This is a genomic window from Sulfitobacter sp. SBS6 (assembly GCF_048285585.1).
Taxonomy (GTDB): domain Bacteria; phylum Pseudomonadota; class Alphaproteobacteria; order Rhodobacterales; family Rhodobacteraceae; genus Sulfitobacter; species Sulfitobacter pontiacus.
Window position 1 is genome coordinate 1,043,926 of sequence record NZ_JBLWBA010000005.1, and the last position, 14,892, is coordinate 1,058,817.

Genomic DNA, 14,892 nt, shown 5'->3' on the forward strand with positions numbered 1-14,892 from the left:
TCCGCCCTCAATTCTTGCGTACATAGGTTTTTTCGATGGTCATTTTGTAGTCACCGATCCTGCGCCAATCGCGTTGGATCTGTTGTTCGACTAGCCTTGTTAGCGCCCGCGCGCGGGTTTGCTCGACCACTCCACTGTCGCGTGGCAGGTGGAACGTCAGCCGGATCATCGACGGGGTCTGCGCGATTTTGCGCAACATTTCCGTGACCCCTTTTTGAAGCTGGGGATGCGCGACGGTCTGGCCGGTCTGCGGATCCCGAATAAACCCGCGGGCATTCAGGTCCACACGGACGATACGGCTCATGGAGACACCAAAGTTGATCTCTGACATCTTGCCCGGCGTCATACGCATGACACGGGGATTTTCCGTCGTGACCCTGTAGCCCGTCGGCAGGCTTCGGGTGTCCAGCTTCAGAATGAAGTTGCTGCCGCGATCCGCTGGCAAGATAGCGCAAGGCACGTGGTAGCGACCAAACTCATCTGTGGTGATGATGGTGCCATCAACACCGGCAACACGCGCGGCAGGAATACCTTCCTCTCCCTGATCCTGATAGCCGTTGTGGTTATCATCCTTGAACACCTTCCCGATCACGTCGCCGCAATCAAAGACGGGCTCTACCGCGACGGTCACTGTGGCTGTCGCACTGGGGGCAAGCCGTTCACCGGACAGATCATCGAAAACGTCAGCCGTGTTCACATGATCACCTGCGCTGGCCGATTCCAGAATACGGCCCGACAGGTTCAGCGTCATCGAGGATTGCGGCCCAATCCGCAAATCAGCGAATGAAACCCTGTTGTTGGTCACTTGAGGTTCGACATCGGAGCCATCCACTTGCGCCGAGCCGGGCACGAACACGAAGTCGCGGGGCAGCGTATCCACCACATTCGCCGTGACGCTGAACCTTGGGTTGTTGTTGGTCACGGTGATTGTATAGGGCACGGTTTGGCCGCGGTTCACATTCCGCAAGGCTGCGGTTTTGGTGATGCTAATGCCTTCCACGGGGAACTCGCTTGTCGGGAAGACATAATCGGTGGTCTCCTCTTGCGTCTCGCCGTCCGAGTCATTGTTGTCATCCGACACATCCGAAAGCTGCAAGGGCTCCGTTTGTACGCCCTCCACCTGGGTGGTGATCGCTGTGACGCTTGCCTGTGACATCACCGTCGAAGAGGCAACGTCGCGTGAAGTGGGCACATATGTCGCCTGATAGGTCGCGGTTTCCCCCGGCTGCAAACGCCCCTCGGGAGAGCCGCTACTAGTGCGTCTGAAACTCGGCCCCGTGGCATAGCGCAACTGGGCACCATCCGCGTTGAAGAGACGAAGGTTACCAAGCGCCACGCGTTCGACCGGCGCATTTGAGGTATTGGTGACTGTGAACGTATAGACCAACGTCCCCGCCGGACCGGCACTGTCTTCGCGGACCTCTACCTCGTTCACGATGTCAATGTCACCGACCGGAGCCTGCACTACGCGCTCTATCGCGGTGGCGCAGATATCGGGCGCATCCGTTTGACAGATGGTATAGGTCATCTCGTAGATACCGGCGGGATTTCCCGGTGCCAGCGTCAACGTGCCGTCGGCGTTGAGCGTCAGCTCCTCGGCGATTTCGTCAACCGTGATGGTGACGGTGTCCACGCTTGCTGCTGCACCATTAACGATATCAGACCCCAAAATAGACGCGGTCGTGCCCCCATCTGTGGTGAGCTCAGCAAAGTCTTCCGGCTCCGCCGTGATGGTGCCTACGGTGACGGTCTCTGTCACTGTGCTGCAAACCGTACCGGTCGCGGCGTCGCAGATTGTATAGATCAGCGCATAGTCACCCGGTGCCGTTCCTTCGTTGATGCTGACGGTATAGTCCTCGTTCAGGGTCAGCTTGGCGTCGATGGCATCGACTGTCAGGATCACATCCTCGGGCGTGACCGTTTCGCCATCGAACGTATCGGATGCCAGAATGCTCTGCGCCGTTGTGGCCCCTGCAATGCCGTCAAGCGGTGCAAAGTCTTCCGCCACAGCGACCAAGGCGGCTACCACGACTTCGAGTTCGGCGGTCTGGCAATTGGTTGGGTTCAGCGCCTCGCACAGCTGATAGGTTACAGTATACGTACCACCGGGTGCGCCTGCAGGCACATCGACTGTGCCGTCAGGGTTGATCACAACCCCTTCCAGCCGGCCATTGTCCGTCAGACGAAGCGTCACGTCCTGCGGTGCCACGGGTTCGCCGTTCAGCGTGTCCGGGCCGTTCCCATTGTCACCAAGAACACTGGTCAGTGTGCCACCGTTAGCAGCATCGATAGGCGTGCCCGTATAGTCATCGGGTTGAGTTTCAAGCGCCCCCGCGTCCACCGTCACCGCAAGTCGCGCGGTATCGCAATTGGCCGGGTTCAACGCCTCGCAGAGTTGGTATACAATCTCGTATGTGCCTGCAGGCGTGCCGTCGGGCACGTCGAGAGCGCCGGTCGCAGGGTCGAGCGTCGGCACAGGGCCCCCGTTAACCGATGTGGCTGGTGTCTGCACGGAGACTGACACGTCTTCGATCCCAGCAGGCGCATCACCGATTGTATCAGCACCCGCACCATTATCCTGAAGGATGTTCAGAGCATTCGTGGCCCCGGCCCTGCCGCCTATCCCAACAATCGTATCATCTTGCGCAACGATTTCTGCCGCATCCACGACGATAGTCACCGTAGCGGTTTCGCAATTGCTGGGGTTGAGGTTCTCGCACAACTGATAGGTAATGTCATGGCGACCGGCTGGCGTGCTCGGCGCGACATCCACCGTGCCATCTGTCGGATCAAGCACCGGCACTGGCCCACCGTCGATCGACGTCGCAGGGCTGGCTACCGTCAGCGTCACATCGGCCAAATCGACAGGTGCACCATCAAGCGTGTCCGCCCCGTTGCCGTTGTCATCCAGCACGTTCAGCACATCCGCTGCCCCGACAAGACCATCCACGTCAGAGACCTGATCATCCTGCAAATCCAGCACCGCCGCATCAACAGTCACGCGCGCGGTGGCCGTGTCACAGTTGGTGGGGTTCAGGTTCTCGCACAGCTGGTACAGTATTTCGTAGGTGCCTGCCGGTGTGTTCGGCGCAACGTCAATCGTGCCGTCCGCGGGATCAAGAACCGGCACAGGGCCGCCATTGATCGGCGTGGCGGCACGGTTTACCGCCAGTGTCACATCCTCGATTGTGGCTGCGGCACCACCCAAGGTGTCGGTGCCATTTGCATTGTCGGCCAATACGTTCATCACATCTGACGCGCCCGCAATACCGTCTACGCCCGAAACCGCATCATCCTGCGCAACAAGCTCTGCCGCAGCGACCACGAGGGTAACTGTCGCAGTATTACAGTTGGTCGGGTTCAGATCCTCGCAAATCTGATAGGTGATGTCATAGCGGCCCGCTGGCGTGCCAGCAGGAACATCAACGGTCCCGCTTGCCAAGTTCAACTCCGGCACGGGGCCACCGTTGATTGGGGTTGCTGGCGATTGCACGGCGATGGTCAGTGCGTTGATGTCAGCATCGACACCACCAATAGTATCCGGGCCGTTGCCGTTATCCTCAAGCACGTTCAGCAGGTCAGTGACGCCATTCAAACCGTCAATGTCGCCTGCCACGTCGTCTTGTGCGATCACTGGTGCCGCATCTACCGCAATGTTCACCGATGTTTCCGAACAGTTGGTCGGGTTCAGCGCTTCGCACAATTCATAGCGGATTTCATAGCTGCCCGCCGGCGTGCCCGCAGGCACATCAACCAAACCAGTCGCTGTATCAAGCACCGGAACCGGACCGCCATCGACCGGCGTTGCTGGTGTCACCACCGACAGAATTGTGTCCGCCAAAGAAGCAGGCTCGCCATTCAGCGTATCCGGCCCCGAACCGTTATCGGCAAGAACGTCCAGCGCGCCGGGTGCGCCGTTCAGACCATCAATATTCGTGATCTGGTCCGCATGCGCCACAAGATCAGCCGCATCAACCGTGAGGGTTACCGTCGCAACGCCGCAGTTGGACGGGTTCAAGTTTTCGCAGACCTCGTAGCTGATGGTGTAGGTTCCAGCGGGCGTGCCAGCTGGTACATCCACCAGACCTGTGGCGGCATCGAGCACCGGAACAGGACCGCCGCGGATCGCTGTCGCAGGGGTGTTCACGCTAAGCGTAACATCACCGATGTCCGCAGGCTCCGCGCCAAGCGTGTCCGCTCCGTTGCCGTTGTCACCAAGGACATTCAACAGATCATCGGCGCCGTCGACACCATTCACGCCGACAGCCACATCGTCTACCGCAGTAATCGCAGCCGGATCGACATCGATCTGCACAACGGCCGTGGCGCAGTTGGTGGGGTTCAAATCTTCGCAGACCTCATAGCCAATCTGATAGCGGCCTGCCGGCGTCCCAGCGGGCACATTGACCGCGCCGGTAGCAGGATCGAGCACGGGCACCGGACCGCCGTTGATGGAGCTTGCAGCAGCGCTGACAATGATGGTCACATCATCGATGTCAGCAACCACCCCGCCGATGGTGTCTGGGCCATTGCCGTTGTCACCCAGCACGTTCAGCAGATCGGGGGCACCAGCACGGCCGTCCACACCGGTCGCGGCATCGTCAAACGCTTCGATTTCGGCGGGCACAACGGTGACAGAGACCGTCGCCGTTTCGCAGTTGGTCGCGTTGACGTTCTCGCACAGTTGGTAGGTAATCTCGTAGGTGCCTGCCGGTGTATTCGCGGGAACATCCACAAGGCCCGTAGCAGGGTTCAGCACAGGCACGGGGCCATCGTTGATTGGTGTGGCAGTGGTTGTCACGCTCAGGGTGACGTCGCCGATCACAACGGCTTCGCCATTGACCGTGTCAGGGCCGTTGCCGTTGTCCGCAAGCACATCCAACACGCCTTCGGCCCCGACCAGACCGTCTACGTCAGCGATACTGTCATTGGCGGGCTCTACGCTTGGTGCATCCACCTCCACTGTGATCGTCGCGGTTTCACAGTTTTCGGGGTTGATATCTTCGCACAGGGCATAGGTGATCTGATAGGTGCCGGCGGGTGTGCCGGCAGGCACATCTACGGAACCGTCTGTAATATCCAAAGCCGGAACAGGCCGCCCGTCGGTTATTGGTGTGGCCGCCGTATCGACGCGTAGCGTGACATTGTCGAGGGTCGCCGGGGCATCATTCAGCGTGTCGGGGCCGTTGCCATTATCGTTGAGGACATTCAGCACATCCGCCGCACCGGCATAACCGTCTACGTCTTGCACAGCGTCGTCCTGTGCCAGAATTTCTGCGGCATCCACAGTGACGGAAGCCACCGCAGTCGCGCAGTTTTCCGGGTTCAGGTTTTCGCAGATCTCATAGGTGATCTGGTAGACGCCAGCTGGTGTGCCAGCGGGCACATCGATGGTTCCGTCCTGTGGATCAAGAACCGGCACGGGGCCACCGTTAATAGGTGTCGCCGCCGCTTCAACCGAAATAGTGACGGTCTCCAGAGTTGCAGGGGCATCGTTCAGTGTATCCGCGCCAAGACCGTTATCGACCAGCACATCAAGTACGTCATTCGCACCCTCAAAGCCGTTTATATTACTTGCTGAATCATCGAACGCTTCGATGGGTGCTGCGATAACCGGCACCGTAACCGTCGCGGTATCGCAGTTGTTCGCATTGTTCGTTTCGCAAATTTGGTATCTGATCGTGTAGGTCCCGGCAGGTGTGCCTTGGGGCACATCGACCAATCCTGTCCCGGGATCAAGCACCGGAACCGGACCGTCATTGATAGGCGTTGCCGCCGTCTCTACCGTGAGAATGACGTTTTCAAGGCTTGCCTGCGCACCACCTAACGTATCGATGCCATTCCCATTATCGTCCAGTACATTCAGCAGATCATCCGCGCCGTCGGTGCCATTCACATCAACAGAGCGGTCATTGCGCGCGATAATCTCAGCCTGTCCGAAAGACGTTGTAGTCACGTCATCATTGTCACCGCCTCGCCCCGGTGTTCCGGTTCCATCGCCGTCGCCTGCATTGTCACTGTCGGACAAGTCAGAGACCGGCGTATTGTCCGGCGCTGTCGCGCGTGCCGTGGCTTGGTTTTGGATCGTGTTGTCGCCTAAATCCGCGAGCAGTAGCGTGTATGTGGCCGTATAAATCCAAGTTTCACCTTCTTGGAGCACTCCATCACCGTCGTCCCCCGATTGATACACCGGCGTCGGGGCATCGCCCGCGCCGTCGAAGGTTGTTTCAGTCAGTGAAACGGTTTCCAGCGCCAAGGACGAGAGGTTGGACACCTGGTAAGTATAGCTGATGGTTTCGTTAATCTGGCCATTGTCGTCGTCGACAACTTCATCATTGAAGACAGAGGATTTCACTACTCCGATTCCGGGAAAAGTTGCAGACACCCGAGCCGACGTAGAGCGCTGGCCAAGCGCATTTCGATACGAGTAGTTGACCGGAGTGACCGAACCCGCAAAACCGGCAACAGGGGTAAAAGTTAGCTCGCCTGTGGTGTCGTTCTGGCTCCATTCGCCCTCGCCTGGAACGGTGAAGGACACCGTGTCGCCTGCACCATCCTGCGTGATACCTGTCGCGCCCGCTGGGGGAACGAGGCTCACCGATTGACGACCAAACTCCGACGCCGCAAGGCTCGCGTTGTTTGGACCGTTATCATTCGCCGTCGCGACGCTGTCGTTGTCCAAAATTGAGAAGGTCAGCGGCTGGTCGGGCTCACCCGTGTCGCTGTCGGGCTCTGCAACCGGCGGCACAAAATCCGCACATTCATAGTCGAATGTCTCAAAGGCACTGTAGCTCGGATTGTCCAGACGCACGACAAAACGGTTGTTGGCAGTCCGGCCCATAACAAAGCTGGACTGGTTGCTATAGCGAATCTCGAGCCCCGACTCTGGCTCGTTGTTATAACTTGTGTCACCAATAAGCGTGAAAGTTTCGTCGCGGCCGGACACGGTGCCAAAGTCACGGCCAGTGGTTGCTGTAGAGTCAATACGGATAAAATCGACCGCGCCCGAACAGACGGGCACAAATACCCGTTCATTGTTCGGACCGTCCACGTCGTTGAATTGAACAAATATATCAGCCGTAACGGGCACACCACCGGTATTCGTGCCGATATTATGCGTCCCCGTGCGGTAAAGCGACCATCGAATAAAAACCTCATCTTGACCCACAGATGAAATAGTCGGTCGTCCCCCAACAGTAACGAAGTTGTGGTTCAGTGTTGCCTGGATCATCTCGGCGACGATATCCACCGAAACCCCGCCAACCGTTCCCGCGTTTGACCAAATGGCACGGCGGGTCTCGTTCTCACCGGCTTGGGTCGGGTTGCCTACGGTGTTGATGACCAAAGATTGCGCATAGGCAGGCGCAGCATAAAGCACAGCCGCAAAAAGCAAGCTGAAGAACACGCGGAACATCAATGCCCTAACGGCATGACCCCCCGCACGAATCGAAAGATTTACGGAAAATTTTTCTCGCAAGAAAGCACCCCGCACCCAACCAAGGTGCAGGCATCTCGCCGCAGTTACCACTGTCACTCACTAAACCCTTAACTACTCAACCGCGAACACGGCCTCTTCTGCCCTTCTGCAAATTACCACTGCATTTTGGACATCAACATCGGTAACTGTACGAAGTCGCGGGCAGGCTTCAAGACCTCCGTTAACCATTTCGTGAACCGCGCCGAGATTTGCGAAACCTTGTTGCGGATGAACCACACGGCAGGCGGGAGCACTCTGTATTAACGTGTGTTTTGGCATAGTTACCACAGTAGTTTCTACGAATACCCCCGCAAGCGCGGCGGCCGCGCAGTGGGTCCACCGTGCAACAACGACGCCCGACAATGCGGCGGGCATCGCTGTTTCAGGGGCCAAACGCGCTATTGGCTGGCCATGCCAACCATCATCGATCCCAGTGCGACAAGGTGGATCAACATGATCGCCCTGTCGTTCCACAGGGTGCCTACGATGAACCAACCGATGACGCCGACGATGAACAGATAGAGGTTCCACGGCGTCCAGCCGAATCCCGTCGCGGCGTAGCCGAGGATCTGCACGACCGACGCGGCCCATTTGATCCAGAACGCAAGTCGGGTGCTGCTGCGCAAGGCGATCAGATCAGACGGCACGGGTCAGCCCTCCGTCGATGCGCCAGTTCTGACCGGTGACATAGCCGCCTTGGTCGGACGCCAACCACCCGATGAGGGAGGAGACCTCTGCCTCGGTGCCATACCGCCCCATGGGAATGCGCGCGCGGCGGTCGTCTGTTTCGGGCAGGCTGTCGATGAACCCCGGCAAGACATTGTTCATGCGGATGTTCTTGTCTGCGTATTGATCGGCGTAAAGCTTGGCGAACCCAGCAAGCCCCGCGCGGAAAATCCCTGATGTGGGGAACAGCGGGTCGGGCTCGAACGCCGCGAAGGTAGAGATGTTGATGATCGCGCCGCCGCCCTGTGCTGCCATGATCGGGGTCACCAGTCGCGTGGGTCGGATCACGTTCATCAGGTACACGTCCATGCCCTGATGCCAGTCGTCATCCGTCATCTCCAAGATGTCGCCCTTGGGTCCGTGACCGGCCGAGTTCACCAGCACATCCACGCGCCCCCATCGTTCCATAGCGCCATCGACCAATTGCGCCAGATCATCAACCGACTGGTTGGTGCCGGTGACACCGAAGCCGCCAAGCTCTTTGGCCAGCGCTTCGCCTTTGCCAGAGGACGACAGGATCGCGACCTTGAACCCATCGGCGGCAAGCTTTTTGGCAACCCCTGCCCCCATGCCGCTGCCGCCCGCTGTGATTAACGCTACTTTTTCTACACTCATGACGTTTGCCTCCTTTATGTGTTAGACAGCGCTAACGCGTCTGCTTCACCGCAGGTAAGCGCTTTGCAACGCTTCGACCAGCCAGACATACTGCTGCATGACGATAGGATTTCTACTGTGCCGACCTCGAACGACCTCCCCCCTCTGAACGGGCTGCGCGCCTTTGCAGCGGCGGGCCGCCATCTTACCTTTCGCGCCGCAGCTGATGAATTGGGCGTGACCCAAGGTGCCGTGGCCCAACAGGTGCGCGGGCTAGAAGACCACCTGAACCTGCGTCTCTTCCTCAGAGAACCCCGCGGATTGGCCTTTACCGAAGAGGGGCGCGCCTATCACATCGCGATTTCCCGCGCCTTCGATCAAATGGCCGATGCAACAGATGCGCTGCGCACGGCCCCGTCCCACGTCACGATCAGTGTCACCCCCACCTTTGCGTCGAAATGGCTCATCCCCCGACTGGCAGCGTTTACCCAAGCCCACCCCGGCATTGATCTGCGCATCACCGCGACCGAAAGAGTGTCCAGCTTTCACGCGGATGGGATCGACCTTGCCGTGCGGCAGGGCAATCCGCCATTCGGGGCGAGCCTGCGCGCTGATCTGTTGTTCGAGCAGCAGATCGTCGCCGTCTGCGCCCCCCATTTGGCAGAAGCGCTGAACACGCCGATGGACGCGGCAGGTATCGCAGAGGCGACACTGCTGCATGACACGCACGATCTTTGGCCGCAGTTCATCAAAACGGTGTTTGGGCGCGATGTCCCGACGGCGCGCGGTCTGCGGTTCAACCAGACGACGCTTAGCCTTGATGCGGCGCTTGCCGGTCAGGGGATCGCCCTTGCCAACCGGTTTCTTGTCCAGCGTGATCTACGTGCGAAACGGCTGGTGCAACCGATCGAAGGCGCATTGAGCGGTGGTAGCGGGTTTTACCTTTTGTCCCCACGGCAAGGCTCCCCAAGCGGTGCCGCCCATGTCCGCGACTGGCTACTGGGCCGCGCCCGCGACGACGTGGCAGAGGCCGCCCTAACGCCAAACGACGAAAGCAACCTTCCCATAGCGGAACCCTGACCCGCTGGCGGGGGTTCTTCTTCATAGATGTCACAAGACAAAGGGCCCCCTTCTCATGAAGACGACACTGACCGTTAACGGCGAAGACCATAGTCTTGACGCCGACACCCGCACGTCGCTGCTGGATGCGCTGCGCAATCACCTGAACCTCACCGGCGCCAAAAAGGGCTGCGACCACGGCCAATGCGGTGCCTGCACCGTCATGGTCAACGGCCGCCGCATCAATTCCTGCCTGACGCTCGCCTGTATGCACGACGGCGACGAGATCACCACGATCGAGGGTCTGGGCGACGAACGCAACCTGTCCGACATGCAGCAGAACTTTGTCAAACACGACGGTTTCCAGTGCGGCTATTGCACACCGGGTCAGATCTGCTCAGCCACCGCCATGCTCGAAGAGTTCAAAGCCGGCTGGCCCTCTAACGTATCCGGCAGCCTGACTGCCTCGCCCGAGCTGACCGACGACGAGATATCAGAGCGGATGTCCGGCAATATCTGTCGCTGCGCCGCCTACCCCAACATTGTCGATGCGATCCGCGAAACGGCAAAGGGGCAGTCATGAAACAGTTCGATTACATCCGCGCCGGCGCCAATAGCGATGTCACCGGCACCCCAGATGCCACGATCATCGCCGGGGGCACCAATCTACTGGACCTTATGAAGCTAGAGGTGATGACGCCCGACCGGCTGGTCGACATCTCGCGTTTGGACCTCAAACAGATCACCCCAACCCGCGACGGCGGGCTACGCATCGGTGCCTTGGTCACCAACTCTGATCTGGCGGCGGATATGACCGTACGGTCGGATTATGCCGCACTCTCCTCCGCCCTGCTGGCGGGCGCGTCCGGTCAGCTGCGCAACAAGGCGACCACGGGGGGCAACCTGCTGCAACGCACCCGCTGCTACTATTTCTACGACACCGATCAGCCCTGTAACAAACGCGACCCCGGCTCCGGCTGTAGTGCGATGGAGGGGGCGAACCGTCTGCACGCGATCCTTGGTGTGACCGACGAATGTATCGCCAGCCACCCCAGCGATATGGCGGTGGCCATGCAGATGTTAGGGGCCGAGGTCGAGATCGAGACCACCGATGGTGTGACCCGCACTGTGCCGCTGTCCGACTTTTATCTGATCCCCACCGACCCCGCCGTCGAAACCGTCTTGCAACCCGGCGAGTTGATCACCGCCGTGATCCTCCCCGCCCCCGCCGAGGGTCGCCAGACCTATCGCAAGGTACGTGATCGCGCGTCCTACGCCTTTGCGATGGTATCGGTCGCGGCGCGGATCAAGGTGACGGATGGCAAGATCACCCAAGCCGCAATTGCCTGCGGCGGTATCGGATCAATGCCTTGGCGCGATCCGGCGGTCGAGGACGCGTTGATCGGGCAAGAACCCGCGCGCGAGGTGTTCGGCAAAGCCGCCGATATTCTGGTCGCGGAGGCCGCACCGAAAGAGGGCAATGCATTCAAGGTGCCGCTGGCCCGACGCACGCTCATCGCCACACTCAAGGAACTCACGGGGGTACAGCAATGACCGACGGTAGCAATATTTCGACCGCCGAACTGACGATGGATGAACCCGATGACCGCAACCGGCTGGATGCCACGGTTCAGGGGTTGATCCACACCGGCATGGACCGCCCTGACGGCCCGCTGAAAGTATCAGGCCGCGCCACCTATGCGCATGAGGATCAGCCCACGGGCATGATGACCGGCGTCTTGGTGCGCGCCCCTGTCGCGGGCGGTCAGGTCACCGGCCTGAACGCCGAGGCGATCCGCAAGCTGGATGGGGTGCGCGGTGTGTTCCACGGTAAGACCTTCCTGCGTAATCCCGCACAAGGCACCGCGAACGAAGCACCGGTGCAGCCGGACGGCAAGATCTCCTATGTCGGTCAGCCCGTGGGCTTGGTAGTCGCCGATACGTTCGAGCAGGCCCGCCATGCGGCCCATATGGTCGAGCTTGAGATCACGCCCGACGATGCGGTCACTGACCTGGAAACGGCAGAGATCGAGACACCGAAGGAAAAACAATCCTCCCAAGGTGATCTGGACGCCGCCCTGTCGCAAGCCGCCTATACCGTGGACGAAACCTATCGCACCGGCGGGCATAGTTCGTCGGCGATGGAACCCCACGCCGCAATCGCGCAATGGGACGGCGAAAAGCTGACCCTGCGCGGGTCGTACCAGATGCTCAAATACAATGTGAATGAACTGGCCGACGCCCTTGGGATCGACCCAGAGAATGTGCATCTTCTGGCACCGTTCGTGGGGGGTGGCTTCGGCTCCAAACTGGGGATCAGCCACGAGGCTGTGGCCGCGGCGCTCGCCGCGCGCGAGTTGGGGGCACCGGTGGCTGTCGTATTGACGCGCCAGCAGGTGCTAGAAGCGACAATGCGTCGATCCGAGACCGTGCAGCACATCAAGCTCGCCGCGGATGCCGACGGGCGCATGACCGGCATCGGGCACGATTCCACCGTGTCGCAACTGATGGACGAAAGCTTTGCAGAGCCGGTAGCCCAGGCCACGCCATTTCTTTACCGCGGAGAGAACCGCGAGATCGGGATGCACATCAAGCGGATCAACCGCATGTGTGCAGGCTCTGTCCGCGCGCCGGGGGAAGCGGTCGGGATCACCGCGCTTGAAATCGCGATGGACGAACTGGCGGTCGCAAGTGGCATCGACCCTGTCGAATTGCGCAAACGCAACATTCCGGATGTTGACCCGTCAGACGGGCGCGCATTCTCGTCCCACAAACTTGCCGAGGCGTTGGATGATGGGGCCAAGACCTTTGGCTGGGACAGCCGCGAGGTCGGCAAGACGGATGGTGAATGGCTGATCGGCTACGGCATGGCTTCTGCCACCCGCGTCAATATGCTGGGCGAAAGCCACGCCCGCGTGACCCTGAACCAGGACGGTAGCCTGCTCGTTGAAACCGATATGACCGACATCGGCACGGGCACCTATGCGATCCTCACCCAGATTGCGGGCGAGATGCTGGGCGTTCCTTCGGACCGTGTGACCGTGCGTTTGGGCGACAGCAGCCTGCCCAAAGCCGCCGGTTCCGGTGGCAGCTGGGGGGCTGCGTCCTCGGGCGGGTCGGTTTTTGTCGCCTGCGAAGCCCTGCGCAAAAAGATCGCCGAGGCTATGGGCGTAGATGAACGCGACCTGACCCTGCAAGATGGGGTCGCCACCGCCAACAACCGTCGCGCCGATCTGCCGGAATTCACCAAGGATGGCCCGCTCACGGTCAAGGGCACGATCAGGAAGGGTGACACCCAGACCGACCGCCGCCAGGCCACCTTCGGTGCCTTCTTTGCCGAGGTCGGCGTGAACAGCGTCACCGGCGAGACGCGCGTGCGCCGGATGCACGGCAGCTTCGCCGCCGGTCGCATCCTGAACGCCAAGACAGCGCGCTCGCAATGTCTGGGCGGCATGACCTTTGGCATCGGCATGGCGCTGACCGAAGAGCTGATGTTCGACAAACGCGACGGCCATCTGGTGAACAACGATCTGGCTGAATACCACGTGCCGGTAAACCTTGATGTGCCACAGCTGACCGTGAACTTCGTGCAGGAACGTGACCCTTGGGCGAACCCCATGCAGGCCAAAGGCATCGGAGAGCTGGGTATCTGCGGCGCAGGCGCATCCATCATCAACGCGATCTACGACGCCTGCGGTGTGCGGGTGCGTGACCTGCCCGCGACGATGGACAAGATCCTGTCAGGTTTGCCAGACGTATAGCTGGCAAACCCCGTTCAAGACGCAACCGGCAGGCCAGAGGCTGCGCCGGTTGCACACGACGCGCTTCATACAGGCGCTTGCCACCAGACGACGCGCTATCGCCCTTGCGGCACACCGGGCAAGGCACATAGCATTTCGTATAGGTAGCTGGCTGCGATCATCGCGGTATTGCCCGCAGGATCATAAGGCGGAGATACCTCGACGAGATCACCCCCAACAAGGTTCAACCCCGCCGTTCCGCGAATGATTTCCAGACCTTGCATGGTTGTCAGTCCGCCAACCTCGACCGTGCCGGTTCCTGGCGCAAAAGCGGGGTCAAGACTATCAATGTCATAGGTCAGATAAACCGGCGCATCCCCAATCTTGGCACGGATATCCGCCATCAAAGGGGTCAGCGATTTGTGCCAGCATTCTTCGGCCTGAATGCACGTCCAGCCCTGCTGCCGCCCCCAGTCAAAGTCGCCCTTGCTATAGCCTGTCCCGCGAAGGCCTATCTGGAACACTTTGTCGTTTTGCAGGCAGCCTTCCTCCCATGCGCGGCGAAACGGGCAACCATGCGCTTCTTTCTCGCCGAACATCTCGTCGTTGGTATCCGAATGGGCATCCACATGGATCAACGCGACAGGACCGTGCTTTTCTGCAATCGCCCGCAAGATCGGCCAACTCAGCGTGTGGTCCCCCCCCAAGGTCAGCGGGATGGCCCCATGCGATAGCACCTCGCGGTAGTGGTCTGAGATGATGGATACCGATTTCTTGAGATCGAATAGGTTGATCGGCACGTCGCCGATGTCTGCCACCTGAAGATGCTCGAACGGGGCGGCTCCGGTGGCCATGTTATAGGGCCGGATCATGCGGCTTTCGTCGCGTATCTGCCGGGGGCCTAACCGCGTACCGGGGCGGTTGGAGGTGCCTATATCCATCGGGATGCCCAGAAAACACGCATCCAAGCCCGCCGCGGTCTCGGCCGCGGGGAGGCGCATCATGGTGGCAGGCCCGCCGGTCCGTGGCATCGCATTGCCGCTAAGAGGCTGATTGTATACTGAACTAGTCATCGTCACATTCCCTTTCCCTGTATCAAAGCTTTCGCCAAGCAGACAAACGACCAAGCTTCGATGTCTTCGCGCAGCTTCGCAGGTTTGCCCGCAAAGCCAAGCAGCTTTCCGCGCGTCCTGTCTTCTATGCCTCTTGAAAAAGCCGCGCGGCTTTGCCACCTATGGCAGTGTGAGGACGACCTCCCCTGAATGGAAAACTGTCGGGACGACCCGGCCCTTCAAT

The 14,892-nt window shown here is 60.0% G+C and carries 8 protein-coding genes; 4 read left to right on the forward strand and 4 right to left on the reverse strand.

Annotated elements, in window-relative coordinates; genetic code table 11:
• Positions 1-7 precede the first annotated feature (7 nt).
• The 3 genes from ACNQ62_RS08445 to ACNQ62_RS08455 form a co-directional block, all read right to left on the reverse strand.
• Positions 8-7,414 (reverse strand): hypothetical protein, encoded by a 7,407-nt coding sequence (locus tag ACNQ62_RS08445; protein WP_418094642.1) that lies wholly within the window; start codon positions 7,412-7,414, stop codon positions 8-10.
• 461 nt (positions 7,415-7,875) lie between these two features.
• The gene (locus ACNQ62_RS08450; protein ID WP_289080333.1) at positions 7,876-8,124 is read right to left on the reverse strand and encodes a DUF6552 family protein; all 249 of its coding nucleotides are present in this window, start codon (positions 8,122-8,124) and stop codon (positions 7,876-7,878) included.
• Positions 8,114-8,818, reverse strand: a complete 705-nt coding sequence (locus ACNQ62_RS08455) for an SDR family oxidoreductase (protein ID WP_418094643.1) — start codon at positions 8,816-8,818, stop codon at positions 8,114-8,116. The genes ACNQ62_RS08450 and ACNQ62_RS08455 overlap by 11 nt, the downstream gene beginning before the upstream one ends.
• 117 nt (positions 8,819-8,935) lie before the next feature.
• Between ACNQ62_RS08455 and ACNQ62_RS08460 the strand changes: the two genes are divergently transcribed.
• From ACNQ62_RS08460 to ACNQ62_RS08475, 4 genes are read left to right on the forward strand one after another with little or no spacing between them, the layout of a single operon-like run.
• Positions 8,936-9,877, forward strand: a complete 942-nt coding sequence (locus ACNQ62_RS08460; RefSeq protein ID WP_418094712.1) for a LysR substrate-binding domain-containing protein — start codon at positions 8,936-8,938, stop codon at positions 9,875-9,877.
• Between the two features lie 55 nt (positions 9,878-9,932).
• On the forward strand, positions 9,933-10,439 hold the full coding sequence (locus ACNQ62_RS08465; RefSeq protein ID WP_418094644.1) for a 2Fe-2S iron-sulfur cluster-binding protein: 507 nt from the start codon (positions 9,933-9,935) through the stop codon (positions 10,437-10,439).
• Positions 10,436-11,410, forward strand: coding sequence for an FAD binding domain-containing protein (locus tag ACNQ62_RS08470; protein ID WP_386173094.1), 975 nt, complete (start codon positions 10,436-10,438; stop codon positions 11,408-11,410). Before ACNQ62_RS08465 ends, ACNQ62_RS08470 begins: the two co-directional genes overlap by 4 nt.
• Complete coding sequence (locus ACNQ62_RS08475) at positions 11,407-13,617, forward strand: xanthine dehydrogenase family protein molybdopterin-binding subunit (RefSeq protein ID WP_418094645.1); 2,211 nt, start codon at positions 11,407-11,409, stop codon at positions 13,615-13,617. The genes ACNQ62_RS08470 and ACNQ62_RS08475 overlap by 4 nt, the downstream gene beginning before the upstream one ends.
• A 95-nt stretch (positions 13,618-13,712) precedes the next feature.
• Here the strand turns inward: ACNQ62_RS08475 and speB are convergent, their stop codons facing one another.
• A complete protein-coding gene (speB, locus tag ACNQ62_RS08480; protein WP_289080337.1) occupies positions 13,713-14,669 on the reverse strand; it encodes an agmatinase in 957 nt (318 codons plus the stop codon).
• Between the last annotated feature and the right edge of the window lie 223 nt (positions 14,670-14,892).